This window comes from Alteribacter salitolerans, from assembly GCF_016901055.1.
In the GTDB taxonomy this organism is placed as follows: domain Bacteria; phylum Bacillota; class Bacilli; order Bacillales; family Salisediminibacteriaceae; genus Alteribacter; species Alteribacter keqinensis.
In genome coordinates this window covers 172,591-198,912 of the sequence record NZ_JAFEUX010000002.1, presented here as the reverse complement: position 1 = coordinate 198,912, position 26,322 = coordinate 172,591, and the positions used below count along the sequence as shown (strand labels likewise).

Below are 26,322 nucleotides of genomic sequence, written 5' to 3'. Positions count from 1 at the left end.
TAACCGCTTTCAGTTTTATATAGACATATATATTCATAAAAAAAAATTAAAATAAATATCATCTTTTCACATAATCGACACATCCTCACACTTGTCTGACACCTTTTTTAGGTAAAAAGGAATGGCATCTTCTCATATTAGTAACTTTTATCAATCCCTCTTAGGTCTTTAAGCCCTGCAAAAACGAATACCCTCATCACAAGAACTCACAGAAAAAAACCGCAGGTCATATGAACTGCGGTTTTTTATGCGTTTTTTAATAGACATGAACAAAGGGTTCATCCTGTCCCGGATACTTTACCACGAGAGCTTCAGTCCCGTTAACCGACTCCAGGTTCACCGTAACCGGCGCATCGATGTTAAAGTGCTGCTCAATCCGCCCGCTCACATACTGGGTAAGGGCAATGATTTCTGCCTTTCCGTGAGACTGAAGGTTTACATCGATCTTTAATTCCTCAATGCTGCCGCTTTTATATCTGGCTTTTCCAACAATACCTATTGAACGGCCAAAGAAGTCATCAACATCCTGTTTAAATTGATTAAAGGAGTCCGCATGATCACGGTTGTTCTCTGTTGCCTGGTTTGACGGGAAGAAATAATACTGATCATTGATTTGTTCCCAGTTTCCCAGCTGGTCTCCATTTGATTCAGCCATGGCAATATAGGAACCCGGAACGATGGAATTTCGCTTTTCCTCCTGGTACAGGGCAATCGTAATCGGGACATCTTCCAATCCTTCTTTTCCCCTCATGCGGCTCAAAATTTTCTCAGCCGCTTCTTTTCCGTAGGCCTCTACAACATCATCGTCCAACGGAACTTCATAGCCTGTGTAGTCATCGTCCCGGAAATAATAAATGGTCCTGAGCCCGATTCCAATCACAATGCCGCCGAGTTTCACTCCATCTTCACCGTCTTCGTACATATAGTTATGCTCCATCAGGTGAGAAATAATGGACGGTGAATTCCGCAACCGGTCAACCTGGTCTTCCTCTTCACCGAGAGCAGGATTGAGCCCCAGTTCATTATCTTCACTTTCACGGCCAAGCCATGCCTTCACTTCGTTACTGCCGAGGATCTGCCCTTCCTGGAAGTAATAATCATCCTGGCTGAAGCTTGCTGAAGCAATCTCCATAAGACCTACTTCAAACTGATCAATATCAACCCGGTTCGACATGGAATAACTGACATTTCCCCTTGTCGGGCTACGGTGGTACTGGCCGTCGCGGAGTACGTTACGGTAAAAGTTCTCCGGTGTCTCGATCGTCGGTGTGATGACGTATTCAACCTCATCTTCTTCTTCCTCATCAACAACAATCACTTCTTCTTCACTTCTGTCCATGGCAGGCAGACAGCCTGTCAGAAAAAGCAGACCTGCAAGACTGATAATCCCAAGTCGTTTTGTCATCCTCTACACCCCTTACATGGGACCACAGTGTCGACAGAGGAATTATTTACCTAATTCCTCCAGCATTCTCGCTTCATCCCATATTTCTATGTTTAAATCCTGTGCTTTCTTTAATTTCGACCCGGCTTTTTCCCCTGCAATAAGGAGGTCGGTATTTTTACTCACACTTCCTGTCACATTCCCGCCAAGCAGTTCGATCTGCTTTTTCGCTTCATTACGGGTCAACTGCTCCATGGAACCGGTAAGAACGATTGTCTTTCCTGCAAAAACAGAGTCAGACTCTTCGGTGTCCATCAACTTCGGACCTTTGTATGTCATGTTAACACCTGCTTCAGCCAGTTCCTCAAGAAGCTCGCTCACTTCAGGTTTATCAAAGTAAGTGACAATGGCGTCTGCCATTTTATCCCCGATTTCATTAATGGCAATAAGGTCTTCCTGGGTTGCTTTCTGCAGATTGTCCATTGATTCAAAATGCCGGGCAAGGGTCTGAGCTGCTTTCGCTCCTACATGACGGATCCCGAGACCGAACAGTAATTTTTCCAAACTGTTTTCTTTTGTTGCTTCAATGGCGTTCAGGAGATTTTCTACTGATTTTTCTCCCATACGCTCCAGCTTTAACAGCTCTTCTTTTTCCAGGCGGTAAAGGTCAGCCACATCGTGGACAAGACCGTGGGCAAACAGCTGCGCAATGACCCTCTCGCCAAGGCCGTCAATGTTCATGGCATTTCTGGATACAAAGTGAATAAGCCCTTCTCTTATCTGCGCGGGACATTTCGGGTTCATACAGCGAAGAGCAACTTCTCCTTCAATCCGTTCCAGCTCACTCTCACACTCCGGACAGTGGGTAGGCATGGAAAAGTCCCGTTCGTCCCCTGTACGCTGGTCTGTCAGGACGTTAATTACTTCCGGGATAATGTCACCGGCTTTCTTAATTGTTACTTTATCTCCAAGCTTCAGATCTTTTTCACGGATAAGGTCTTCGTTGTGAAGAGAGGCACGCTTTACTGTTGTTCCGGCTACGGCAACCGGAGTTAAAACGGCTGTCGGTGTGACAACACCTGTTCTTCCTACGTTCAGCTCAATATCTTCCAGTGTGGTGATCACTTCTTCAGCCGGAAATTTATAGGCAATCGCCCAGCGGGGGCTTTTTGCTGTAAATCCAAGATCCTTCTGGGCACCAAGGTCGTCCACTTTAATCACGATGCCGTCAATTTCATAAGGAAGATCAGCCCGTTTATCAAGCCAGCCTTCGCAATAGGCAATGACGTCGTCAATAGTGTCGCACACCTTATGTTCACGGTTTGTCTTAAATCCTAGTCGGTCTACATACTGAAGAGCTTCGTAATGGGAATCCACTTCTTTCCCTTTCAGCTGTCCAATAGAATAGACGAAAATATCAAGATTTCGTTTCGCTGCAATTTTCGGGTCCAGCTGGCGAAGAGAACCGGCAGCCGCATTCCGCGGGTTCGCAAACAGCTGCTCTCCCTTTTCTTCTTTCGCTTCATTCAGGCGCTCAAAGGACCGCTTCGGCATAAACGCTTCTCCACGGACCTCAATGTCCACTTCTTCATTTAAACGAAGAGGAATGGAAGGAATTGTCTTCAGATTACTCGTAATGTCTTCCCCCACTGTACCGTCCCCACGGGTAGCACCTAGGATAAAGCGGCCTTTTTCATACTTTAACGTTACAGCAAGACCGTCAATTTTAAGTTCACAGCTGTAGCGGTGGGGGCGGCCGGTATTTTGCTGGACACGACGGTCAAAGTCACGGAGATCCTCATCATTAAAAGCGTTTGAGAGGCTGAGCATCGGAACATCATGCTGCACTTTTTGAAACCGGTCGAGAATCTCTCCGCCTACACGCTCGCTCGGGGAGTCGTCCCGTTTAAGTTCGGGATACTGCTCTTCCAGATCAATGAGATCACGGAGGAGCTGGTCATACTCCGCATCTGACACTTTTGGTATATCGAGAACATAATAGTGATAGGCATATTCGTTTAACGTATCCGTTAAGTGATTGAGTTGTGTTTTTGCTTCGTTACGATCCATGGGGTTCCCACCTTACTGCTTTGTTATCGGGGCAAACTTCGCGAAAAGACGCTTGATCCCCACTTCAGGGAACGCAATATCAAGCTCTACGTTCTCGCCTTCCCCTTTCATACTTACCACAGTGCCCGTTCCCCACTTTTTATGGGCAGCTTTATCTCCCACCGACCAGGAGAATGAGTCGCCTCCTGTTGTGGTGGTAGACGTACGCATCTGAGCTCTTGCCGTGGCACCCGGCGCACGGCCTGGCTGACCCGACATGCGAGTTCCTGCTGAACCTGCTGAACGGGACGTTTTCATCCACGCAGGTGCTGGCTTTTCTTCTTTTAAGGAATCAAGAAGGTCTTCCGGAATCTCGCTTAAAAAGCGGGATGGTGGATTCATGTTTGTCCGGCCGTAAAGGGTCCGCATCCGAGCACGGGAAAGATACAGCTCTTTTTCGGCACGGGTGATCCCCACGTAGGCAAGGCGCCGTTCTTCTTCCATCTCCACTTCTTCCATAAGAGACCGGCTGTGAGGGAAGACCCCTTCTTCCATACCGATCAGAAACACGACTGGAAACTCAAGACCTTTGGCAGAGTGAAGGGTCATGAGAATAATCTGCTCGCCATTTTTATCCTCGTCTTCATCATCTACTTTATCGATATCGGCAATGAGAGCGAGGTCTGTTAAAAAGGCTACGAGTGACTTATCTTCGTTTGTCTTTTCAAAATCCTGCGTAACGGATAAAAACTCGTCGATGTTCTCCAGCCGGCTCTCTGCTTCAAGACTTTTGTCGTTTTTGAGCATGGCACGGTAACCCGTTTTCTCGAGAAGCTCTTCCACGAGCTCCGTTACAGACAGGTAGTCCTGCATCTGGACCCAGTTTGTGAGCTGGCTGATAAATTCAGAGAGGGCGTTGGCAGCCCGGGCGCTGAGTCCGATTTCACGAACATCCTGAAGAGCACGGTAAATCGAAACATCCTGCATCGCTGCAAACTGCTCGATTTTTACAAGAGTCGACGCACCGATGCCTCGTTTTGGCACGTTGATGATCCGTCTCAGGCTGATATCGTCGTCAGGGTTCGCCATTACCCGGAGGTAGGCAAGGACGTCTTTGATTTCTTTTCTGTCATAGAACTTCGTACCGCCAACGATGGTGTAGTTGACGTTTGATTTCACGAACATCTCCTCAATCACACGGGACTGTGCGTTTGTCCGGTAAAGAACGGCAATATCTGACTCGGTATATTTACCCGAGTCGAGCATTTCTTTTACTTTCCCGACGATATGCTGGGCTTCGTCGTGCTCGTTGTCAGCTTCATAAAGGGCAAGCTTGTCCCCGTCATCGTTTTCCGTCCACAGGTTCTTCGGCTTTCGGCTGGCGTTGTTCTGAATTACGTCGTTGGCTGCCTTCAGAATCGTCTTCGTTGAGCGGTAATTCTGTTCCAGCATAATGACGGTTGCATTCGGGTAATCCTTTTCGAAGGAGAGGATGTTCTGAATGTCGGCCCCGCGCCAGCGGTAGATTGACTGATCAGAGTCACCTACGACGCAGATGTTTTTATGACGGTCCGCAAGCATTTTCACAAGCATATACTGTGCTTTGTTTGTATCCTGATACTCGTCCACCATCACGTACTGAAATTTGCGCTGGTAGAATTCGAGAACTTCAGGTACCTTTTTGAACATTTCGATTGTCTGCATGATCAGATCATCAAAGTCCATGGCCGAGTTTTTCTTCAGTTCTTTCTGATAGGCCGTATACATCTTTTCAACGGTATCTTCGTAAGGGCCGTTTGCTGTTTTTGCGTAATCCTTCGGTGTTTTCAGTTCGTTTTTAGCTGAGCTGATCGAGCCGAGGATGCTTCTTGGTTCAAACTTCTTCGTATCAATATTGTGCTCTTTCATAAGACGTTTCATCACAGTAACCTGATCTGATCCGTCCAGAATTGTGAAATTGCGGTTAATTCCGATCCGGTCTACGTCGCGTCTGAGCATACGAACACACATGGAGTGAAATGTGGAAATCCAGATATCTTCTGCCCCCGGCCCTCCAATAATTTTGGAAATACGGTCTTTCATCTCCCGTGATGCTTTGTTCGTAAATGTGATCGCCAAAACAGACCACGGTGCTACTCCTTTTTCCCCAAGAAGGTAGGCTATACGGTGAGTAAGCACCCGGGTTTTTCCACTTCCCGCCCCGGCCATAATTAAAAGAGGACCGGCTGAATGTTTCACAGCTTTCTGCTGTTCAGGGTTCAATCCTGACAGCAGATCGTTTGTTACACGTTCCATCATCAATCACCATCCAAACGTATGTTCTTATTTAATACCAGTTTAGCCTAGTTAAGGTCGGTTGTACACTCACTTTTTGACGGCATCAACGGTTTTTAATGCCTGCTTTAAATCGGTATAAATGACGTTCCCCACAACGACCGTATCGGCATGTTCCGCCATTTCGGCTGCCTGGGCTTTGTTTGTAATCCCACCGCCGTAAAAGAGCCTTGTAGTCTTCAGAACGTTTTTCGCGGCTTTTACAAATTCCGGATTTCCGTAGGTTCCGCTGTATTCAAGATAAAAGATCGGCATGTGAATAAGGTGCTCGGTCATTCGGGCATAGGCAATCACATCGTCTTCATCGAGGGACGTGACCGCTTCTGTCAGCTTTGCTACTTTCGCATCCCCATTTAAAATACAGTAAGCTTCCGAGAGTACTTCATCCCAGTTCATGATCGGGCCGAGATTCTTAATCGCCTCATGATGGCGGCCGTTCATCCAGTCCGCGTTTTTCGTATTGAGAACAGATGGGATCAGGTAGTAGTCAAACCCGGGTGTAACAGCATCCAGATTGGACACTTCAAGGGCACAGGCCACAGAGTAGCGGCGAATGCGCATCAAAAGATCAAGCGTGTTGTCTTCAGTAACACCGTCTGTTCCGCCAACGATCACTGCGTCCGTTCCTGATTCACAAATGGCCTCGAGGGCTTCATCGTCTATTTCTTTATTCGGATCCAGTTTAAAAACATGCTTCCAGTCCTGATATTCAAGCATGGTCATATCCTCCAGCTTCTTTTTCCGTTAGTATGCGCCCGGCAGAGGTTCTCCTGCAGGCTGCGTTTACGTATAGCCTAATCAATTCATCACATAAGTATATCAAAAATAATGGCTAGTCTCATTAGTATCGGGAGTTGTTTTGTGGATTTTTCTTGGAGGGGGCGCGTGTCGAATTGTGATGAATTCTCTTTAAGTGGCTCAAAAGTCTGCATAAACGGCCGGAAGTTCTCCATAAAACCCCGTGAATTCTGCATAAACACTCCGAACTCTCCATAAAACCCCTAAAGTTCTCCATAAAAAACGCACCCTGCTAATCAAAGCAGAATGCGCCTGTCTTTTTATAATTATTTTGCTTCCTGTTCTTCTTTTACCCGATCCAGTGCCATGCGATAGCCGTCATTTCCGTAGTTAATGCACCGTTTTACCCGGGAGATCGTTGCGGTGCTCGCCCCCGTGTCTTTTTCGATCTTCTGATACGTGTCCCCGTCCATCAGCATGCGTGCCACTTCCAGACGCTGGGCAAGGGATTGAATTTCGTTCATCGTACAAAGATCATCGAAAAATTGATAGCATTCTTCAGAGTCTTTCAGGCTTAGAATCGCATTAAAGAGCTGATCGAGTTCTTTTCCTCTTAATTTGTTGATTTGCATGTCGGTCATCCTTTCTTTGGTGGCTGGCCTGCTACTCCATACCTTCAATCGCCACGTGCGAAGAAAGCCCTCCGTTTTCTTTCGGAACAATGTTAATCCATGTCTGGCCAGGTACAAAACCTGCAGGCTCGTTATCTTTATAAGGAAGAATAACGCCGTTTTCATTGCGCCATTCAAGCTCTTGCATTACTCCTTCTTGAAAGAGGTACGCTTTTCCTCCCGACGAAAGATCGATATCCCGTCTACCGGCGTCGTCAATGACCCGGTGTGAGGATTCCAGTACGAAGACGTTTTTCGGTGCAACAGGCGTGCCGTTGGCTGCGTCTTCTGTCGGTACGCCCCCGTTTGAACGGCGGAACCCGCCAAGTTCTTCATCGTAAGCGTATTGAACGTTATTGCTTGTACTGCCGTATTTCACTTCAAAACGGTCCGCTTTTTTACCCTCGGGCTGATCGGAAGTGTAGGGAAGTGACGGCGGAACATTGTTCATATCATAGCCGAGTTTTTCTGCAGCTGCTTCAAGGTTTGAAAAACTTGTATACATATTGTGCGGGGCACTCCGGTCTGATGAGCGGGTAAAGTAACGCCCGTCATAGGCGAGTCCGCTGATAAAAGGAACATAGCTGCCTTCAGCAAGGGCCAGGCCGTCTGGACTCCCTCCGGCTGATACATAAATGGCGCCGTATCCTTTATTTAAATGAACATAATAATCCCGGGCACTTCTTACAGGACCGATGGTGTCAGGCTCCTGACTGTGGTAGAAAGCGAGAAATCGTGTGATGCTCGCTTCTGACAGCACTTCGTAAACCACATCCGCCTGATAAAGTCCCGTCTGGGGTCTGGCATGGGTGGAGTTTTCAATCATCACACCAAAAGCACTTCGGGTCAGTTCTTCTTCCGTTCCGATTCCTGTTAACGGTTCAGTGTAAGGGGCGTTTTCGATTACAGGGTCTTCGTCCTCGTCCACTGTTGTTTCTGCTGCTATATCATCTGCTTCATCTAATTCGGTTCCGGTTGCTTCATTTTTACTGCAGGCTCCGGTTAGTAACATACACGCAATGGCACCGCATAAAAACACCCGCTTTTTACTTGCAATCATGATCTTTCTTACCCCTTTATACTTTTATAGTTTAACGCATAATCGAAGGAAAGAGTACTTTTTTCTGTTTCACATCATAAATCCCTTTTTGGGTGACCCTCACATACGGCAGGTGTGTAGCCGAGAAGAAAAGAAGTGAATACACCGGGTCTCCATAGGCATAGCCTTTTTCAGAAAGTACGCGGACGAGATGCTCTTCTTCTGCGGCAATATCTTTGAGCTCTTTATCCGACAGGGCGCCGTTAATAACCAGGGGAATCGAAGCTTCGGTTCCTTCTTGCCCTACAACAACGATGCCTCCACCCTGGTTCTTGAGTGCCTGAAATGCGTCGAGAAGACCTTCTTTACTTTTTCCGATCAAAATGATGTCTCCTGTATTGGAGTAGGAGCTGGCCATGCCGTAAAGACTGTCTGCGAATCCTTTAATCACGGTGTTTACACGCCATTTTCCGTGCCGGTCTGCCAGGACAAAATAACATTCATCCTTTTTCCCGCCGATCTCATCACTCATCAGATCCACTTCCGGGCGGTACGGTTTCATGATGACATCATTAACCATTTCAATTCCAAGGGGCATGGAAAACTGGAGGTCTTCCATTGTCAGGTCCCAGCTGAGTGTAAACGGCTTGAATCCAAAACGTGGCCATTCAGGGTCAGGAATGTGATTTAACACTTCGTTGTCCTTTACAATCCATTCTCCTTTTCCAAGAACAGAAACAGGGGTCGGATCGGTTTCAGACTGGAGGATGTTGATGTTTGCCAGTCTCCCCGGTGCAATCATTCCGAGGACGTGGTCAAGGCGGTAGTGTCTTGCTACATTATAAGTGCACATGTTAATGGCATCAATAAATGGAATATCTTTGTCGATGGCAAGCTGGATAACGCGGTCCATGACCCCTTCCTGCATGACCTTTGGAGGCGAGCCGTCCGTTGTCATTAGCAGTTTGTCACTGCTGCTTAAACCTTCTTCCCTCACCGTATCAAGAAGGCCGGGCAGATCAGGGCGAATCGAAGAGTACCGCATGGAACAGGTATACCCAAGATTCAGACGCCGCAGCAGCTCCTCGCCGGTCATTGCCTCATGGTCGCAGTCCACACCTGCGAGAGCCATTTGTGTGAGGGTTTTTTCCCCCGCTCCTGGAAGATGTCCCTCAATCGGCATGCCTTTTGCCTTTGTTTCCTGCATCCATTGAAGCATTGCGTCATCACCGTGAAGAACGGAAGGCCAGTCGGTTAATTCTCCCCCTTGTACAACATATGGGTGATGAAGCCAGTCCATCACATTTTTATAGGAAAAGTATTTGTCATGTTCATTGAGTGCGGTCTGGGCATCGTACCTTGCCCACCAGAGCATGAGTACGGGAGATTTCTGCAGCTCCTCTATAAATGTAAACGCTTTCTTTTTTGGTAAATGTAAAAACAGCTTCATGTTATCACTGATGAGCGTGGTTGTTCCTCTTTCTGATGCATACCTGGCAAGGCTCAGGGGATGATATAACTGAAATGGATGTGCATGATGTTCAATATAGCCCGGCACAACAGGGGCACCGTTCACGTTTTCAATGTCTGTACCGTCAGTACAAGAAGGCATGTCAGAACCTACGTACACGATCCGGTCACGGTGGATCCAGATATTCCCGGAGCTCCACTTTTTCGTGATACTGTTCAGCCATTTTGCATTTTCAATCACTTTCGTAGGCGGAAGATTTCCTTTGACTACTTCCAGCTGCTCGCGTATTTGTTTTTTTGACCATTGTATTGGTTGATTGGACATTGTGATCACCTGAACATTTTAGTATGGGTAAACAGAACGTTTACGTTTTATTTATCGTAACACTTTTATCTATTTAAATCATCAAAGAACTTCAAATTATCCAAAAACAGTAACAGGAGGGTTCAATAATGAGACCGAATATCGGAATTGTCAATGCCATGATCAGACTGACTCTGGGGTTTACGCTCCTCGCGTGGGCAACAGCTAAAATGGGACGCCGCTGTCACAAAGGAACACCACTTTTTGTAGCTATTATCGGAGCTATGAAAGTAGCGGAAGGGATTACAAAATTCTGTCCGGTGACGTATGCCGTTGAAGAACAGGCCGAAAAGATGTCAGAAGATGACTTTGATATTGGACCGATGAATCCGTCATAGGGTCCATGGCCTGAAAAAGAGGGTGCCCGGTAAATGGACACCCTCTAACATTTTAGTATAGGCGCTAGTTAAAAAAAGGGGGCTGTTTAACTCAGGTGTTGATTTCCGCTCAGGGCACTGCTCTGCAACCCCGGGGTCTCACCCGGGCACATGCTCCGGAAGTTTTTTCGCCTGTGTTACCTTTATCCTCTGGTCTTCATAAGGCGTTATGCGTAGTTGAACGGAATATGCGACACTCCTGCGGAAGTGCGAGAGAGACGAGACCCCACAGGGGCAAAGCCCCGAGGAGGCTCGGCACGAGTCCGCGGAAAGGGAGCATATTCCGTTCAAAGAAGCTGAATTTCAATGAAGTTGGCTACTTCCTAAATTGTATTTTCAAGGCAGCCTAAAAAAAGTAGTTGCTGTCTCCCTGTACTCGCCTTTTCACAGAGAGCCCCGGACCCCACAACAGCATCCACAAACGGATTGAAATCGAAAGGAGTCATACTATGCTTTGGGAATATGCTACAGATACCGTATTTTTGTACCTGCTTGTTCTGGGCAGTCTCGTTACTGTTTTTTATCTGGTGATGAAGCGCCGGCGTACGAGGCCGAAATAGCCCGGCTGCCGATATCGCTCCGGTAAAAGAGACCTTCTGACGGGTCTTGTTCAAGGACACTGTAAATCGCTTGCTGCGCCTTTAATAAAGAAGTATTCATGCTTGTCACGATTCCTACACGCCCTCCGGCTGTAATCCAGCCGTCAGCTGTTTTTTTGGTACCTGCATGGAAAAACGGTCCCGCAGCTTCCGATAATAGATGTTCATTTACCGGCACACCATTCTCATAAGGGCCCGGATAGCCTTCAGATGCAAGGACGACGCCCATGACCGCTTCCTCAGACCACTCCACTTCCATTTCCTGATTTTTCAGCACACTGAAAATCACTTCGTCCAGAGGTGTAAGCAGCCGCGGAAGCACGACCTGGGCTTCGGGATCCCCGAAACGGGCATTAAACTCAATCACTTTCGGCCCGTCTTTTGTAATCATGAGCCCCGCATACAAGACTCCTGTAAACAAACTGTTTTCCTGTTTCAGTGCATAAGCCATTTTCCTGACAATCTGTGTCTCGGCTTCCCTGATCACCTGATTACTGATATGAGGAACGGGGGAATATGCTCCCATCCCCCCGGTATTAGGGCCAAGGTCACCATCGTACGCACGTTTGTGATCCTGAGCCGGAACCATAGGAATAACTGTCTCTCCGTTTACAAACGCCATTAAAGAGCATTCTTCCCCTTCAAGGTACTCTTCAATGACCACGCGGGATCCTGCTTCCCCAAAGTGCTTTTCATCCAGCATTTGCTCCAGTGCTTCCATCGCCTGCTCTTCGTTCATGGCTACGACAACACCTTTTCCTGCAGCCAGTCCGTCCGCTTTAATTACAATCGGTGTTCCTTTTTTTTCCACGTAGGCTTTCGCATCTGTGAGCGAATCAAATACGTCATATTCCCCTGTAGGGATGTCGTACTTCCTCATCATTTCTTTTGCAAACTCTTTGCTTCCTTCCACCCGGGCCGCCTGCTGTGAAGGGCCGAAAACACGAATGCCTTCTTCAGTGAGGCGGTCGCCAAGTCCGGCAACAAGAGGGGCTTCCGGTCCGATTACCACAAGGTCCACCAGCTCTTTTTTCACAAGGCTCACGATTTCTTCGTGGGCATCTTCAGCGATATCCACACATCGTGCCACAGAGCTGATCCCGTCACTTCCCGGCAAAGCTATGACCTCTTTCACATAGGGGCTTTTGGCAAAAGACCAGCAGAGCACATGCTCACGTCCGCCTTTTCCGATCACGAGTACTTTCATCCCGGTTCCTCCTTTAATGCTTAAAGTGGCGTACGCCTGTAAAGATCATGGCCACACCGTATTCATCTGCCTTATCAATGGATTCCTGATCCCGTTTTGAGCCGCCCGGCTGGATGATGGCGCGAATGCCGGCCTGAGCTGCTGCTTCTACTGTGTCGCCCATTGGGAAAAAGGCATCGGATGCGAGAACAGCCCCTTTTACTTTTTCCCCTGCCTGTTCAAGTGCGATTTTCGCTGCACCTACACGGTTCATCTGGCCTGCGCCGACACCGATTGTACTGTCTTCTGTGGCAAGGACGATGGCATTTGATTTCACGTGTTTTACTACTTTCCAGGCCATCTCAAGCTGACGAAGCTCTTCATCCGTTGGTTTGCGTTTAGTTGGAATCGTTGTTTCCACGTCTTCAAAACTGAGGGTATCCGTATCCTGGACAAGCGCTCCCCCGGATACAGTGCTGATCCGCTGCTCCATCGACTGGGCATCCTTAAAGGAGATCGTCAGCAGACGAAGGTTCGGCTTTTCACTCAGTACTGCAGCTGCTTCTTCCGTAAAAGAAGGGGCAATGACAATCTCAAGGAAAATCTCTTTCATTTTGAGAGCCGTCTGTTTGTCTACTTCCCCGTTACAGGCAATAATACCGCCGAAAATGGAAATGGAATCTGCTTCGTACGCTTTTTGGAACGCTTCTTCAATCGTTTCCCCGATTCCCACACCGCACGGATTCATATGTTTAATCGCCGCTACAGCGGGCTTCGTAAATTCTTTTACAACACCAATGGCTGCATCTGCGTCGTTAATATTGTTATAGGAGAGCTCTTTTCCCTGAAGCTGCTCGGCTCTTGCGATTGACGTCTGCTTGCCGAGAGGGCGCTCGTAAAACGCCGCCTGCTGGTGCGGGTTCTCCCCGTATCGCAGAGACTGTTTTTTGTTATACGTGACGGTGAGAGTCTCGGGATATTCTTCTCCCGCATGCTCTGTCAAGTACTCGGCAATAAGGGCGTCATATGAAGCAGTATGGCGGAAGGCTTTTGCCGCCAGCTTCTGCTTAAACTCAGGAGAGATCTCTCCCTCACTGCCCAGCTCATCCAAAAGACGTGTATAGTCCGCAGGATCCACGACAACCGCGACATCACGGTGATTTTTAGCCGCTGAACGGATCATGGACGGGCCGCCGATATCAATGTTTTCAATGGCATCTTCAAATGTGGCTTCAGGGTTTTCAATCGTAGCCTGGAATGGGTAGAGGTTCACGATCACCATGTCGATCGTGTCAATGTTGTGGTCATCAAGGGCGCTCATATGAGCATCGTTGTCACGAAGGGCAAGGAGACCGCCGTGAATACGAGGGTGAAGGGTTTTAACCCGGCCGTCCATCATTTCCGGAAATCCGGTCACTTCTTCCACCCCGATGGCACTCACACCTGCGGCTTCAATAGCCCGCTTTGTGCCGCCGGTGGAGATAATTTCTACACCTGCTTCAGACAGGCGCTTCGCCAGTTCTTCAATTCCTGTTTTATCCGATACACTGATCAATGCTCGTTTATTCATGAATGGAAACCTCCTTGGCTTGTTTGGTAAGGCTGCTCTGTAAAAGAATGATGACACGGGTGCTAAACCCTTTCTTGTATTTCAGTAGCTTCGTTGAACGGAATGCGCTCAGATGTTGATTTGCGCTCTTTTCGCTCCCTCTCCACGGGCGGCTCGATCTTCAGCGTTGCGCGCTTGCGGGGGTCTCCCCGGAACTCGCTTTTCCCGCAGGAATGTCGCGCATTCGCTCCAATCAACACTTTTTAAAACAATGTTGTCCTTTAACACAGCATAAGTACTTTTTTAAAATCGGAGTGTGTTACCTTTTTTTCGACAAATGAGGCCTGAAGTGCTGACATTAATTTAAATGAGTTTACCTTACGTCAGAGCTCCACTGAACGCCATCCGCTCGCTTTCCGCGGCGGTGCCGGCGAGCCTCCTCGGGCACTGCCCTGCGGGGTCTCTCCTGGCTCCTACTGCCGCAGGAGTCTCGTTCCTGGCGTTCAGCTGCGCTTGACAAAGAAGGCACCAGATTTTCACATTTAATAAAGAACGCTTCACTGGCGAAGAGGTATACTTATCTTAATTTATATATCAAGGCACTTGCTTTACTCCTGTGGAATCTCACCTGTCCCGAACTTCAGCAGGGGTGTTTCCACACACTTCAGCTATTTAACGTTCTTTGATAAAGCAATAATCTCACCGATGGTCTGAGGATAGAGGATGTGTTCTACTTTCTGCACTTTTTTCTGGACACTTTCCCGTGTGTCCCCTTCTTCTATTGTAACAGCTTTTTGGGCAATGATAGGACCGGTATCCATTCCGCTGTCCACATAATGAACGGTCACACCTGTTACTTTTACCCCTTTATCCATGGCCTGGCCAATGGCATCAAGGCCCGGGAACGCAGGCAAAAGGGAAGGATGAATGTTGACAATTCTCCCCTCATACTGCTCGAGAAGGGTCGGCCCTGCGAGTCTCATATAACCGGCAAGAATAATCCATTCACATCTGTTCTCTTCAAGCTTAGAGACGATCGCTTTTTCAAACTCTGCTTTACTGCTGTAATCCCCCGGGCTTGTGACAAAGACCGGGATTCCTGCGGTTTCTGCTCTTTCAATGACTTTGGCACCTGGTTTGTTGCACACAAGAAGGGCCACTTCGGCATCAAAGAGTCCTTCGTTGACTGCATCCACGATCGCCTGAAAGTTGCTGCCGCTTCCGGAAGCAAACACGGCCAGACGGGTCATAGGCACACTCCTTCAATGATGACCGGTGCTTCACCAGCGCCGGCCCGTTCAATTTTACCGATCTGTACCGGCTCTTCTCCGGCTTCTTTTAAAAGGGACATCGCTTCCACGACCTGATTTTCACTTACAGCAAGGACCATCCCGATTCCCATATTAAACGTTTCGTACATATCTCTTTGCACAATACCGCCGAGAGTACCCATCCACGTGAAGATCGAAGGCTTTCGCCAGGCCGATGAGTCTACCACCGCTTTCACGCCTTCCGGAAGCATTCTCGGTACATTTTCATAAAGGCCCCCGCCGGTGTTGTGGGCGGCACCTTTTAACAGACCTTGTTTTACAAGGGACAGAACCGGTTTCACGTAAATCTTAGTCGGTGTGAGGATCCATTCTCCCACCGTTCTCCCCCCTTCATCGTCGGGCATTGGATCAGAGTACCGGATTCCCCGGTCAGCGATGACTTTTCTTACAAGAGAAAAACCATTACTGTGAAGCCCGCTTGAAGGCAGACCTATCAGGACATCCCCCTCTTGAATGGCTGAGCCGTCAATAAGAGCTGATTTTTCTGCTGCACCGACCACAAACCCTGCAACATCATATTCATCAGTCTCATACATCCCCGGCATTTCTGCTGTTTCCCCTCCGATAAGGGCGCACCCTGCTTCTGCACAGCCATCAGCAATGCCTTTGATAATCTTCTCTACCACGTCCGGTTTATTTTCACCGAGAGCCAGGTAGTCGAGGAAAAAAAGCGGTTCCGCTCCTTGAACAACAATGTCATTTACACACATAGCGACAGCATCGATCCCAATCGTATCGTGAATACCTGTTTCCTGTGCCACCATGAGCTTCGTTCCCACTCCATCGGTTCCTGACACAAGCACAGGTTCTTTGTATCCTTTTTGGGACAGGTCAAACATCCCGCCGAAACCGCCGAGACCCCCCATGACTTCAGGGCGGCGGGTCCGTGTCACGTGACTCTTCATTCGGTTTACGGATTCGTATCCGGCTTCGATGTTTACACCAGCTTGTTTATAGGCTTTAGACATAGGGTCCTCCCTTGATTACACTTTTTCGTAAGGATGCATTGTGTGCGGATAAATTTCAGTCGGGTACTCTCCCGTGAAGCACGCGAGACACTGCCCGCAGTTTTCCATCTCTTTCGGACGGCCGATCCCGTCCATCAGGCCGTTTACAGATAAATAACGAAGTGAATCGGCACCAATTTCTGCTTCGATTTCCTCAACGGTCTTGGACGACGCGATCAGTTCTCCGCTAGTGGAGGTGTCAATACCGTAGAAACAAGGGTTTTTGATCGGTGGTGCGCTGATTCGCACGTGCACTTCCTTTGCCCCTGCTTCCTTTAATAGTTTGACGATCCGTCGGCTTGTAGTGCCACGGACAATTGAATCATCGACCATGACGACACGCTTTCCTTCGACTACTCCCCTAACGGCAGAGAGCTTCATTTTTACCCCTTGTTCCCGAAGCTGCTGGGAGGGCTGAATAAATGTCCGGCCCACGTAGCGGTTTTTGATCAGACCGAGCTCGTAGGGAATCCCTGTCTGCTCTGCGTAGCCGATGGCTGCCGAGATACTTGAGTCCGGCACACCTGTAACCACATCTGCTTCAACAGGTGCTTCCATGGCCAGTTCCTTGCCGAGGTTTTTCCGCGCAGTATGAACATTAATCTGATCGAGGTGGCTGTCCGGTCTGGCAAAATAAACGTACTCCATCGAGCAGATTGATTTTTTCGCCGAAAAGGAAAACCGTTCACTCCGGACGCCTTCATCATTAATGATCAGCACTTCCCCGGGTTCCACTTCACGAATGTATTCCGCACCGATAATATCAAACGCACACGTCTCAGAACTTACCACATAGCCATCACCAAGACGTCCTAAAGAGAGCGGACGAAGCCCGTTCGGATCGAGGGCGACCATGAGCTGCTCTTCTGTCATGGCCATGAAGGCATACGCTCCTTTCACCATCGTGAGGGCGTTCATGAGACGTTCCTCGGGCAATTCATAGCCGCTTCGCTTAATGAGGTGGGCAAAGACTTCCGTGTCCGATGTGGTCTGAAAAATGCTGCCCTGTCTTTCCAGCTGATGCTTTAAGGCATTGGCGTTTACGAGATTGCCGTTATGAGCAACAGCCAGGCTTCCCGTCTGGGAGTTAAACAAAAGAGGCTGACAGTTTAACAGATCGCTGTCTCCTGCTGTTGTATACCGCACGTGACCGACAGCGGCGTGTCCTGTTAATGCTTTTAAATTTTCATCATTAAACACTTCATTTACCAGGCCGAGACCTTTACGGATCCGCAGTTTTTCACCGTCGGAAACGACAATGCCCGCCCCTTCCTGACCACGATGCTGCAGACTGTGCAGACCATAGTAGGCAATGCGGGAGGCTTCTTCGTGACCCCAAATACCAAACACACCGCATTCTTCGTTTAAGCCTTTGATTTCAGCAAACACGGAATCGCCCCTCTCCAAGCTTTCTCTAATTCAGATGTCTGGGCTGACAGAACCGTTTCACCTGCTTTTCCAAACACATTCAACTGCGCTTCCCCTGTGACTTCGCCGATTAATAAAGCATCATTTACCATGCCCTCAAATTGTTCACGGTTTTCTTTTCTTACACTGATCAGGTAGCGTGACGGTGTTTCACTGAAGCTTTCAGTGACCAGGTCATCTCCGATGGTGACGTTTGCCCCGAAGCCTGTTTTCATCATGGACTCGGCTAAAGCAACGAGAAGGCCTCCTTCTGCCAGATCATGGGCAGAGGCGACAGCGCCTGCTTTGATCGCTTCGTGAACGTCTGACTGACGCTGTTTTTCCACGGCTAAATCAATCATTGGCGGCTGTCCGGAAATATTGCCGTCCTTGAGCTTCTGCAGTTCGCTTCCTCCGAAGTCAGGGCGTGCTTCGCCTACAAGATAGATGATATCTCCTTCGTTCTTAAACTGCTGGGTTGTAATATGAGCAAGATCTTCAATCAGGCCGACCATCCCGATTACCGGCGTCGGATAAACCGCCTCGCCGCTTCGTTCGTTGTACAGACTGACGTTTCCGCCAATTACCGGCGTTTCAAGTGCGCGGCAGGCCTCACTCAGACCGTCAGTGGATTTTTCAAGCTGCCAGAAGATTTCCGGACGATCCGGACTTCCGTAATTTAAACAATCCGTTACACCAAGAGGTTTCGCACCGGAACAGACGAGGTTACGCGCGGCTTCCGCTACGGCAAGCTGCCCGCCCACTTCCGGGTCCAGGTAAAGATAGCGGGAGTTGCAGTCTGTTGTCATGGCAAGGGCTTTTTTCGTGCCGCGGATGCGAAGAACAGCTGCATCTGATCCCGGCATTACCACCGTATTGGTGCGGACCATATAGTCGTACTGATCGTACACCCACTCTTTACTTGCGATCGTTGGCTGGGATAAAAGAGAGAGTAACGTTTCTTTCATGTCTTCTATTTGTGGAACAGGAGTGTCCTGTTTCTGGAACGTTTCATAGTAAGCCGGGACCGTAGACGGTTTGTGATAAACCGGTGCTTCTTCTGCGAGGGCATCTACCGGTACTTCCGCAGCAACGCGCCCTTGATGAGTCAGGCGAAGCGTCTTGTCATCCGTTACTTTTCCAACGACTTTCGCAAGCAGCCCGTGGCGCTCAAAGATGGAAATGATTTCGTCTTCCCGTCCTTTTTTCACCACCAGAAGCATCCGTTCCTGTGATTCAGAGAGCATCATTTCATAAGGTGTCATGCCTTTTTCCCGCTGTGGTACGGCGTCCAGGTCCATTTCAATACCGGATCCGGCTTTACTCGCCATTTCCGCTGAAGACGAAGTGAGCCCCGCAGCGCCCATGTCCTGAATCCCTACGAGAGCGTCGTTTTTCACAACTTCAAGGCACGCTTCCAGAAGGAGTTTTTCCATAAACGGATCGCCTACCTGGACTGCAGGGCGCTTTGCATCACTTCCTTCGTTCAGCTCTTCAGAAGCAAAGGTCGCCCCGTGAATTCCGTCTTTCCCGGTGCTTGCCCCTACATAAATAACGGGATTGCCGACACCTTTTGCCTGGCCCTTTTGAATATCTTTATGGTCGATAAGCCCGACACACATGGCGTTCACGAGGGGATTCCCTTCATAGCAGGGGTCAAACTGGACTTCTCCCCCGACCGTTGGGATTCCAATACAGTTGCCGTACCCTGCAATACCTGCTACGACTTGCTCGAATAAGTAGTTTACCCGGGGTGTTCCAAGTTCCCCAAAGCGCAGGGAGTTTAACAGAGCTACCGGCCGGGCTCCCATGGAGAACACGTCACGGATAATTCCCCCTACTCCTGTAGCTGCCCCCTGGTAGGGCTCGATGGCAGACGGGTGATTGTGGGATTCGATTTTAAACACGACAGCCTGATCGTCACCGATATCGATGATTCCCGCCCCTTCACCAGGGCCTTGAAGGACACGTTCCCCTTCAACCGGGAATTTTTTCAAAAGGACTTTGGAGTTTTTATAGCTGCAGTGTTCCGACCACATGACCGAGAACAAGCCTGTTTCTGTAAAGTTCGGCAGTCGGCCGAGGATATCTTCAACCATTTGAAACTCGGTATCTGTGAGTCCCATTTCCGAGTAGAGCTTTTCGTCTTTAATCTGCTGCGGCGACGGTTCATGAAGTAATTGCATGGGATTCCCTCCATTGCTTGAGTAATGACTGAAACATGTGAAGCCCGTCTGAGGAGCCGAGAAGATCGTCGACAGCCCGTTCCGGGTGAGGCATCATGCCAAGGACATTGCCACGCTCGTTTGTAATACCGGCGATGTTATCGATGGAACCGTTCATGTCTTCTTTATATGTGAAGGCAATTTGATTGTTTTCTTTCAGCTCTGCCAGGGTTTCTTCGTCGCAGAAGTAGTTTCCTTCGCCGTGGGCAACAGGGATAGAGATGGACTGGCCGTTTTCGTATGTTGAGGTAAAGACAGTCTGGTTGTTTTCTACGATGAGGGTTGCCGGCTTACAGATAAATGTAAGCTGACGGTTTCTGCGCATCGCTCCAGGGAGGAGCCCGAGTTCAAGAAGAACCTGAAATCCGTTGCACACACCGAGGACCGGCTTCCCGGCTTCGGCTGCTTCTTTAATCCCCGCTGCAATCGGCAGACGGGCAGCAATGGCACCGGAGCGTAAGTAATCACCGTAGGAAAACCCGCCTGGTAAAAGAACCGCATCATAGTCTTTTAAACTCGTTTCCCGATAATCCACATAGGCGGCCTCTTCACCGAGTTCGTCTTTTATGGCATGGTACATGTCAATGTCACAGTTCGATCCTGGAAAGACGACAACGGCAAACTTCATTGGGTGAGGGCCTCCTTTATTTCGAAGCGATAATCTTCAATAACCGGGTTGGCAAGGAGCTTGTCACACATTTCTGTTACTCGGGCTTCAACCATTTCTTTTTCTCCGTTCATTGTAAGGGTCAGGACTTTTCCGATCCGTACATCCTCTACCTCACTGTAGCCGAGCTGATTGAGCGAGTGATTCACTGCTTTTCCCTGGGGGTCTAAAACGGCTTCCTTTAACGTGACAAATACTTGAATTTCATACATCATTGCTGAACTCCTCCTAAGCGTGTAAGTATGGTTTCATACCCTTTGTTTAAATCTCCGAGTTGAAAGCGAAACAAATCTTTATCCAGTGAATCCCCTGTTTTTTCATCCCACAGACGGCACGTATCCGGTGACACTTCGTCAGCCAGGAGCACACTACCGTTTTCATCTCTGCCAAATTCCAGTTTGAAGTCAACGAGGGTGATTCCGGCTTCTTTGAAAAGAGACGTGAGTACGTTGTTTACCCGTATGGCGTCTTTACGGATCCGGCTGAGTTCTTCATCGGCGGCAAGCTTTAAGTAGGCGATGTGGTCGGTGTTGATGAGTGGATCGCCGAGCTCATCGTCTTTGTAATAAAATTCGATGATCGGCTCAGGGAATCGTTCTCCTCTTTTCAGGCCGAGGCGTTTTACCAGGCTTCCGGCTGCCACGTTTCTGACTACGACTTCCAGAGGAATGATTCGGACCTTCTTTACGAGCTGCTCGGTTTCTGTAAGGCGCTCAATGAAATGGTTCGCGATACCGGCTTCGTGAAGCTTTGAAAATACGAGACTGCTGATCTCGTTATTCAAGCGTCCTTTGCCATCGAGTACGTCTTTTTTTTCACCGTTAAAGGCTGTGGCTTCGTCCTTATAGACGACGCGGTAGACGTTCGGATCGTCAGTTTCATAGATTCGCTTTGCTTTCCCTTCGTATAAACACGCTTGATCAGACATGTGAGTCCTCCTTTGATGTACGAAGATTCATAATATTGGCAATACGATTGGTTGTAAGGGGTCCATATGGGCCCACTTTTTTTACTGTTGAATGGGTGTTGATGCTGTCTCCAAGCCCTTCGCTTTCCGCGGAGGTGCCGGCAAGCCTCCTCGCGCGTTGCGCTCCGGGGTCTTGCCTTGGCCCCCACTTCAGCAGGAGTCTCGGGCTTGGAGCCAGCATCCTTCTATTTTCCCTGTGAAGGAAATCAGCAACTTTCACCATTCTTTTCAAAACCGTTTTTGTTATTTTGTTAATCCGCAGCGTTCAAAGATTGTATCCACGTGTGTTAAGTGGTGACGGTAATCGAAGCACTCATCGAGCTCTTCTTTTGAAAGCAGGTTTGTGATCTTTTCATCAGCATCCACAAGCTCCCGAAACGGCACTTGCTTTTCCCAGGCTTCCATCGCTTTAGGCTGGACAAGGTCGTACGCTTCTTCGCGGACAAGGCCTTTGTCGATGAGGGAAAGGAGCACGCGCTGAGAGTAAATGAGACCGAACGTGCGTCCCATGTTGCGCTTCATGTTTTCCGGAAACACCGTGAGATTTTTCACGATGTTGCCGAAACGGTTAAGCATATAGTTCAGGGCGATTGTGGCATCCGGCAGTATGATGCGTTCCGCAGAAGAATGGGAAATGTCTCTTTCATGCCAGAGCGGTACATTTTCATAAGCGGTCATCATGTGGCCCCGGATGACACGGCTTAAGCCCGTCATATTCTCAGAACCGATCGGGTTCCGCTTGTGAGGCATGGCTGAAGAGCCTTTTTGCCCTTTTGCGAAAAACTCTTCAACCTCGCGCATTTCTGTTTTCTGCAGTCCCCGAATCTCTACGGCCATTTTCTCAATGGATGTGGCGATTAACGAAAGTGTCGCCATATAGTGGGCGTGGCGGTCCCGCTGCAGGGTCTGTGTTGAAACCGTCGCTGCTTCAAGTCCGAGTCCTTCACATACGTAACGCTCGACGAACGGGTCGATGTTCGCGTATGTACCGACAGCTCCTGAAAGCTTTCCGACGCGGACGGTGTCTGCTGCCTGCTTGAACCGCTCCATGTTACGCTTCATTTCTTCGTACCAGAGGGCAAGCTTCAGGCCGAATGTGGTCGGTTCTGCGTGAACCCCGTGAGTGCGCCCCATCATGACGGTGTCTTTATGTTCAATTGCTTTGTCTTTCAGAATGTCCACAAAGCGCTCAAGATCTTTAAGGATGATGTCGTTTGCCTGTTTTAATAAATAGGAAAGAGCCGTGTCAACCACGTCTGTGCTTGTAAGGCCGTAGTGAACCCACTTGCGTTCTTCTCCGAGGGTTTCCGATACGGCGCGGGTAAATGCCACAACATCGTGACGGGTTTCCGCTTCAATTTCAAGGATACGGTCCACATCAAAACCTGCGTTTTCACGGATTTTTGCTACGTCTTCCTTGGGGATGTCGCCTAGTTCAGCCCATGCTTCACAGGCTTTGATTTCCACTTCAAGCCATGCCTGATAGCGGTTTTCATCAGTCCAGATTGCGCCCATTTCCGGGCGGGTATAACGTTCAATCATTGATTTGCCTCCATTACTTGTTGTTCTCTCCAGATTGGGGAGGAGTTGATGCGCACGAGGATCTCTTCAATATTGTCCCCAAGAATGGTTAAATGCCCCATCTTGCGGCCGGGTTTGGCTGCTTCTTTCCCATACAGGTGCAGATGGCCTTTCGGAAAGTCGTCCATTTTTTCAAGGATTCTCGGTACATGCTCCCCTAATATATTAACCATCACAGCAGGCTTTAGTAAATCCGTCTTTCCGAGGGGCAGGTCACATACGGCTCTCACGTGCTGTTCAAACTGTGAGGTATCACAGGCATTGATCGTAAAATGACCGGAGTTGTGGGGCCGCGGTGCCAGTTCGTTTACGTAAAGCTCATCGTCTTCCGTAAGAAACAGTTCAACAGCCAGTGTGCCAACAAGACGAAACGATTCAGCGAGCTTTTCTGCCAGAGCAACAGCCGCTGCCTGAACGCCGCCTGAGATTCTTGCCGGGACGATCGTCTGATGAAGAATATTGTTCTGGTGCACATTTTCCGCAACAGGAAACACGCTCGTGCTGCCTGAGACGCTCCGGGTAATGATCACGCTCAGTTCTTTAGTGAAGGAAATCCATTTCTCAAGGACGAACGGGCCTTTCCCTTCAAGTACGTTCCAGGCTTCGAGAAGATCGGCAGGGCTTTGGATAACGGCCTGCCCTTTCCCATCATAGCCCCCGCGGGTTGTTTTCAACACCGAAGGATAGCCAAGCTTGCCTGTAGCTGAGTAGAGCTCTTCAATGGTGTTCACCTCTTCATAAGGGGCAACGGGCACACCGAAGGAAGTAATGGCTTTCTTTTCCTCGAGACGGTCCTGGGAAATAGCGAGAAGATTGCTTCCCTGGGGAAAGTTTGCATTCTCTTCAAGCCAGGATGCTGTATTGGCGTCGATGTTTTCGAATTCATAGGTAATCACGTCGGCTTTTTGGGCAAGTTCTTCAGCACCCTTTACGTCGTTGTATGCTGTCATGACTTCCGTGTCTGCGACCTGGCCTGCAGGTGAGCCTTTGCCCGGCTCAAGTATTGCGATACGGTAGCCCATTTCCCGGGCGGAGAGTGCCATCATTCTTCCAAGCTGTCCGCCGCCGAGGATGCCGATCGTTTTTCCGGGTAGCACTCTCGTCATAGAAGATTCGCCCCGCTTTCCATCACTTCTTCTCGTTTATTGTCACGACGCTGCTGCAATTTGTCCGCGATTTGGTCGTCGTGAACCGCAAGCTGCTGGGCTGCTAGAAGGCCGGCATTTGCTGCTCCCGCTTTCCCGATCGCCACTGTCGCAACAGGAACCCCGGCTGGCATCTGTACGATGGAGAGGAGGGAATCAAGGCCGTTCAATGCTTTGGACTGGACCGGGACACCGATAACGGGAAGAAGAGTTTTTGCAGCAACCATCCCTGGAAGGTGCGCGGCTCCCCCTGCTCCGGCGATGATCACTTCAAGCCCCCGCTCTTTTGCCGTTTCTGCGTATTCGAACATAAGATCCGGCGTCCGGTGGGCCGAGACGATTTTTTTCTCATATGGAACTGAAAGTTCTTCGAGAACGTCTGTTGCGTGCTTCATCGTGTCCCAGTCTGATATTGAACCCATAATCACACCGACTTTTGCCATAGCGAAAACCTTCTTTCTGCTGGGGATTTTGTTTTGTGTAGAGATCTATGAAAAACAAAAAACGTGTCCATTTGCCCGTAAGAGGACAAACGCACACGTTCCCGTTACTAGACAGACCGGTGGCATAATTCGAAACTGTTCGTCTGTAAACTACGGACGGTTCGCTGCCTTATTGTCTGCTCTCGCACTCACGTATACTGATCGTCCTCATAGGCCGGCGATTTACGGTCGCCAGGTAGAGACTTTCGGGCCCTATTCCCGAGATTATATGAGGTCTGTTCAATTCGTTTTATCGGTTACATCGTAACAAGGGAACGGGGTTGGTGTCAACTAAAATCGAACGATAACCTCGACACTTTAATTCATCGTTCGGATTTCGACCCACCTACACTGTCTGGGTCATGGCACAATCATGCTTTTTGCACTCGAGTATATTATACAAGACAAGAGAGGAGGTAAACGATGCCGGAAGTTATTATTGATAATTCTATACAGGAACCCATTCTGATAATGAATGAGAAAACCCTGTTTCTTCATCAATTTTCATTTGATTCCACTATCGTTCATCTGGGAGCTTCTAAAGTACGCTACCGCATTGACATTAATAACAGTTTGAAATCAGATGTAATTCGTATTTCCCCGTTCTTTTCAGAGAAGATACAGATTCCCGCGCTGCCTTTTGACAGCTATGTAAGCAATAAAGAGCTGTTTATCGGGCCAGTGATAGGGTTTATTCCTTCCAGGTATTTTTATAACAATCCTCAAAGGCTAAAAGAACGATTTACTGATTACGAACACGTGAAAGGATTAATTTATTTCTTTAATAAAAAGAATATCAATTTCCATAAGCGGATTATTCACGGGTATTACTATAATCCTGCAGACGATGTATTTACTGAAGGAACGTTTCCCCTCCCTTCTGTTCTCTATACAAGAGTAAAATTGTCGAAGCAGGAGTTTGTATACTTTAATCACTTTCTAAAAGGAAAATTGTTTAACTATACACCATTCCCCATTACCAAAGATTCTTTACGGAAGATTATCCCTCTCCCTTCAAGCACGTTAAGAACACACCTCCCTCATTCCATCACGTATAACGGAGGAAGGTCCATAAAAAGAATGCTCACAAAGTATTCCGGCGTATATGTAAAGCCTGTTAACCTATCCCGTGGAAGAGGTATACATTATGTTTGTAATAAGAATGCAGGTTATCAAGTGTATGACACGAATGGAAAGGCAGCCTATATAAAAAACACCAAAGCATTGACGGCTTTTTTCAAAAGAAAAAAACATAAGCATCTCCTTGTCCAACAGGCGATCGATACGATATTTAAAGGGCACAGGCTCGATTTTCGGGTATATATGCAAAAAAACAGCGAACACGTCTGGCAGGCCTCGGCTATATCAGGAAAAGTAGCCGACAAACGAGTAATTGTGACCAACTATCCTTACCGTAAACACATTGTTACAGGGGAAGAGGCTCTTTCCTTTTATTACTCATTACCTCAATCTGAAGCATCTGCAAAATTAAAAGAAGCTGAAGTCTTGTGTCGGGAGGTCCTTACCCTCTTTGAGAGAAAGAGGAACTTTTTTCTCGGGGACGTGGCGGTCGACCTTGCCGTAGACAATAAATTGAAAATCTGGCTGCTGGAAGTTCAAGTACGTTATGCAGCTGATATTAAAGAACCACTTCCTGATGACGAATCAATTATTTCAAAGAACATCCTTCCTACACCTTTTCATTACGCCAAATCTCTTACTGAATTTTAATCTGCCTCAACTCCGGTTT

22 protein-coding genes and 1 riboswitch are annotated in these 26,322 nt (G+C 48.5%); of the genes, 3 read left to right on the top strand and 19 right to left on the bottom strand.

What is annotated here, in order from left to right; genetic code table 11:
• Window positions 1–256: 256 nt before the first annotated feature.
• The 7 genes from JSY36_RS04085 to JSY36_RS04055 form a co-directional block, all read right to left on the bottom strand.
• Window positions 257–1,405, bottom strand: coding sequence for a CamS family sex pheromone protein (locus tag JSY36_RS04085; RefSeq protein WP_205165359.1), 1,149 nt, complete (start codon window positions 1,403–1,405; stop codon window positions 257–259).
• Between the two features lie 42 nt (window positions 1,406–1,447).
• The gene (gene ligA / locus JSY36_RS04080) at window positions 1,448–3,454 is read right to left on the bottom strand and encodes an NAD-dependent DNA ligase LigA (RefSeq protein WP_205165358.1); all 2,007 of its coding nucleotides are present in this window, start codon (window positions 3,452–3,454) and stop codon (window positions 1,448–1,450) included.
• Between the two features lie 12 nt (window positions 3,455–3,466).
• Complete coding sequence (pcrA, locus tag JSY36_RS04075) at window positions 3,467–5,728, bottom strand: DNA helicase PcrA (protein WP_205165721.1); 2,262 nt, start codon at window positions 5,726–5,728, stop codon at window positions 3,467–3,469.
• A gap of 69 nt (window positions 5,729–5,797) precedes the next feature.
• Window positions 5,798–6,484 (bottom strand): heptaprenylglyceryl phosphate synthase, encoded by a 687-nt coding sequence (gene pcrB / locus JSY36_RS04070; RefSeq protein ID WP_205165357.1) that lies wholly within the window; start codon window positions 6,482–6,484, stop codon window positions 5,798–5,800.
• A 347-nt stretch (window positions 6,485–6,831) separates the two neighbouring features.
• Window positions 6,832–7,137: a YerC/YecD family TrpR-related protein gene (locus JSY36_RS04065; protein ID WP_122900470.1), complete on the bottom strand. Its 306-nt coding sequence runs from the start codon at window positions 7,135–7,137 to the stop codon at window positions 6,832–6,834.
• Between the two features lie 31 nt (window positions 7,138–7,168).
• Window positions 7,169–8,236, bottom strand: a complete 1,068-nt coding sequence (locus JSY36_RS04060; protein WP_205165356.1) for a DUF3048 domain-containing protein — start codon at window positions 8,234–8,236, stop codon at window positions 7,169–7,171.
• 31 nt (window positions 8,237–8,267) lie between these two features.
• Complete coding sequence (locus JSY36_RS04055) at window positions 8,268–10,010, bottom strand: adenine deaminase C-terminal domain-containing protein (RefSeq protein WP_205165355.1); 1,743 nt, start codon at window positions 10,008–10,010, stop codon at window positions 8,268–8,270.
• A gap of 128 nt (window positions 10,011–10,138) precedes the next feature.
• On the opposite strand from JSY36_RS04055, the gene JSY36_RS04050 reads away from it, so the two are divergent.
• Window positions 10,139–10,387, top strand: coding sequence for a YgaP family membrane protein (locus JSY36_RS04050; RefSeq protein WP_122900464.1), 249 nt, complete (start codon window positions 10,139–10,141; stop codon window positions 10,385–10,387).
• 488 nt (window positions 10,388–10,875) lie between these two features.
• Entirely contained in the window at window positions 10,876–10,986 is a 111-nt protein-coding gene (locus JSY36_RS20910; protein ID WP_419466026.1) for an EYxxD motif small membrane protein, read from the top strand.
• Here JSY36_RS20910 and purD read toward each other — a convergent pair.
• From purD to purE, 12 genes are all read right to left on the bottom strand, one after another.
• Window positions 10,937–12,232 (bottom strand): phosphoribosylamine--glycine ligase, encoded by a 1,296-nt coding sequence (gene purD / locus JSY36_RS04045; protein ID WP_205165354.1) that lies wholly within the window; start codon window positions 12,230–12,232, stop codon window positions 10,937–10,939. The two genes, JSY36_RS20910 and purD, sit on opposite strands and share 50 nt — an antisense overlap.
• A gap of 13 nt (window positions 12,233–12,245) precedes the next feature.
• Window positions 12,246–13,781 carry a bifunctional phosphoribosylaminoimidazolecarboxamide formyltransferase/IMP cyclohydrolase gene (gene purH, locus JSY36_RS04040; RefSeq protein WP_205165353.1) on the bottom strand — a complete coding sequence of 512 codons (1,536 nt, stop codon included), beginning with the start codon at window positions 13,779–13,781 and terminating at the stop codon, window positions 12,246–12,248.
• 647 nt (window positions 13,782–14,428) lie between these two features.
• Window positions 14,429–15,010: a phosphoribosylglycinamide formyltransferase gene (gene purN / locus JSY36_RS04035; protein WP_205165352.1), complete on the bottom strand. Its 582-nt coding sequence runs from the start codon at window positions 15,008–15,010 to the stop codon at window positions 14,429–14,431.
• The gene (gene purM / locus JSY36_RS04030; protein ID WP_205165351.1) at window positions 15,007–16,059 is read right to left on the bottom strand and encodes a phosphoribosylformylglycinamidine cyclo-ligase; all 1,053 of its coding nucleotides are present in this window, start codon (window positions 16,057–16,059) and stop codon (window positions 15,007–15,009) included. The genes purN and purM overlap by 4 nt, the downstream gene beginning before the upstream one ends.
• Window positions 16,060–16,074: 15 nt before the next feature.
• Window positions 16,075–17,487 carry an amidophosphoribosyltransferase gene (gene purF / locus JSY36_RS04025; protein ID WP_205165350.1) on the bottom strand — a complete coding sequence of 471 codons (1,413 nt, stop codon included), beginning with the start codon at window positions 17,485–17,487 and terminating at the stop codon, window positions 16,075–16,077.
• A complete protein-coding gene (purL, locus tag JSY36_RS04020) occupies window positions 17,463–19,691 on the bottom strand; it encodes a phosphoribosylformylglycinamidine synthase subunit PurL (protein ID WP_205165349.1) in 2,229 nt (742 codons plus the stop codon). The genes purF and purL overlap by 25 nt, the downstream gene beginning before the upstream one ends.
• Window positions 19,675–20,358, bottom strand: a complete 684-nt coding sequence (gene purQ / locus JSY36_RS04015; protein ID WP_205165348.1) for a phosphoribosylformylglycinamidine synthase subunit PurQ — start codon at window positions 20,356–20,358, stop codon at window positions 19,675–19,677. Before purQ ends, purL begins: the two co-directional genes overlap by 17 nt.
• Window positions 20,355–20,609, bottom strand: a complete 255-nt coding sequence (gene purS, locus JSY36_RS04010) for a phosphoribosylformylglycinamidine synthase subunit PurS (protein WP_205165720.1) — start codon at window positions 20,607–20,609, stop codon at window positions 20,355–20,357. Before purS ends, purQ begins: the two co-directional genes overlap by 4 nt.
• Window positions 20,609–21,325, bottom strand: a complete 717-nt coding sequence (purC, locus tag JSY36_RS04005) for a phosphoribosylaminoimidazolesuccinocarboxamide synthase (protein WP_205165347.1) — start codon at window positions 21,323–21,325, stop codon at window positions 20,609–20,611. The genes purS and purC overlap by 1 nt, the downstream gene beginning before the upstream one ends.
• A gap of 282 nt (window positions 21,326–21,607) precedes the next feature.
• A complete protein-coding gene (gene purB, locus JSY36_RS04000; protein WP_205165346.1) occupies window positions 21,608–22,906 on the bottom strand; it encodes an adenylosuccinate lyase in 1,299 nt (432 codons plus the stop codon).
• On the bottom strand, window positions 22,903–24,051 hold the full coding sequence (gene purK, locus JSY36_RS03995) for a 5-(carboxyamino)imidazole ribonucleotide synthase (RefSeq protein WP_205165345.1): 1,149 nt from the start codon (window positions 24,049–24,051) through the stop codon (window positions 22,903–22,905). The genes purB and purK overlap by 4 nt, the downstream gene beginning before the upstream one ends.
• Window positions 24,048–24,533 carry a 5-(carboxyamino)imidazole ribonucleotide mutase gene (gene purE / locus JSY36_RS03990; protein WP_205165344.1) on the bottom strand — a complete coding sequence of 162 codons (486 nt, stop codon included), beginning with the start codon at window positions 24,531–24,533 and terminating at the stop codon, window positions 24,048–24,050. The genes purK and purE overlap by 4 nt, the downstream gene beginning before the upstream one ends.
• 190 nt (window positions 24,534–24,723) lie before the next feature.
• A riboswitch (purine riboswitch) is annotated at window positions 24,724–24,825 on the bottom strand.
• Between the two features lie 170 nt (window positions 24,826–24,995).
• On the opposite strand from purE, the gene JSY36_RS03985 reads away from it, so the two are divergent.
• Window positions 24,996–26,303, top strand: a complete 1,308-nt coding sequence (locus tag JSY36_RS03985) for a YheC/YheD family protein (protein WP_205165343.1) — start codon at window positions 24,996–24,998, stop codon at window positions 26,301–26,303.
• Window positions 26,304–26,322: the final 19 nt, after the last annotated feature.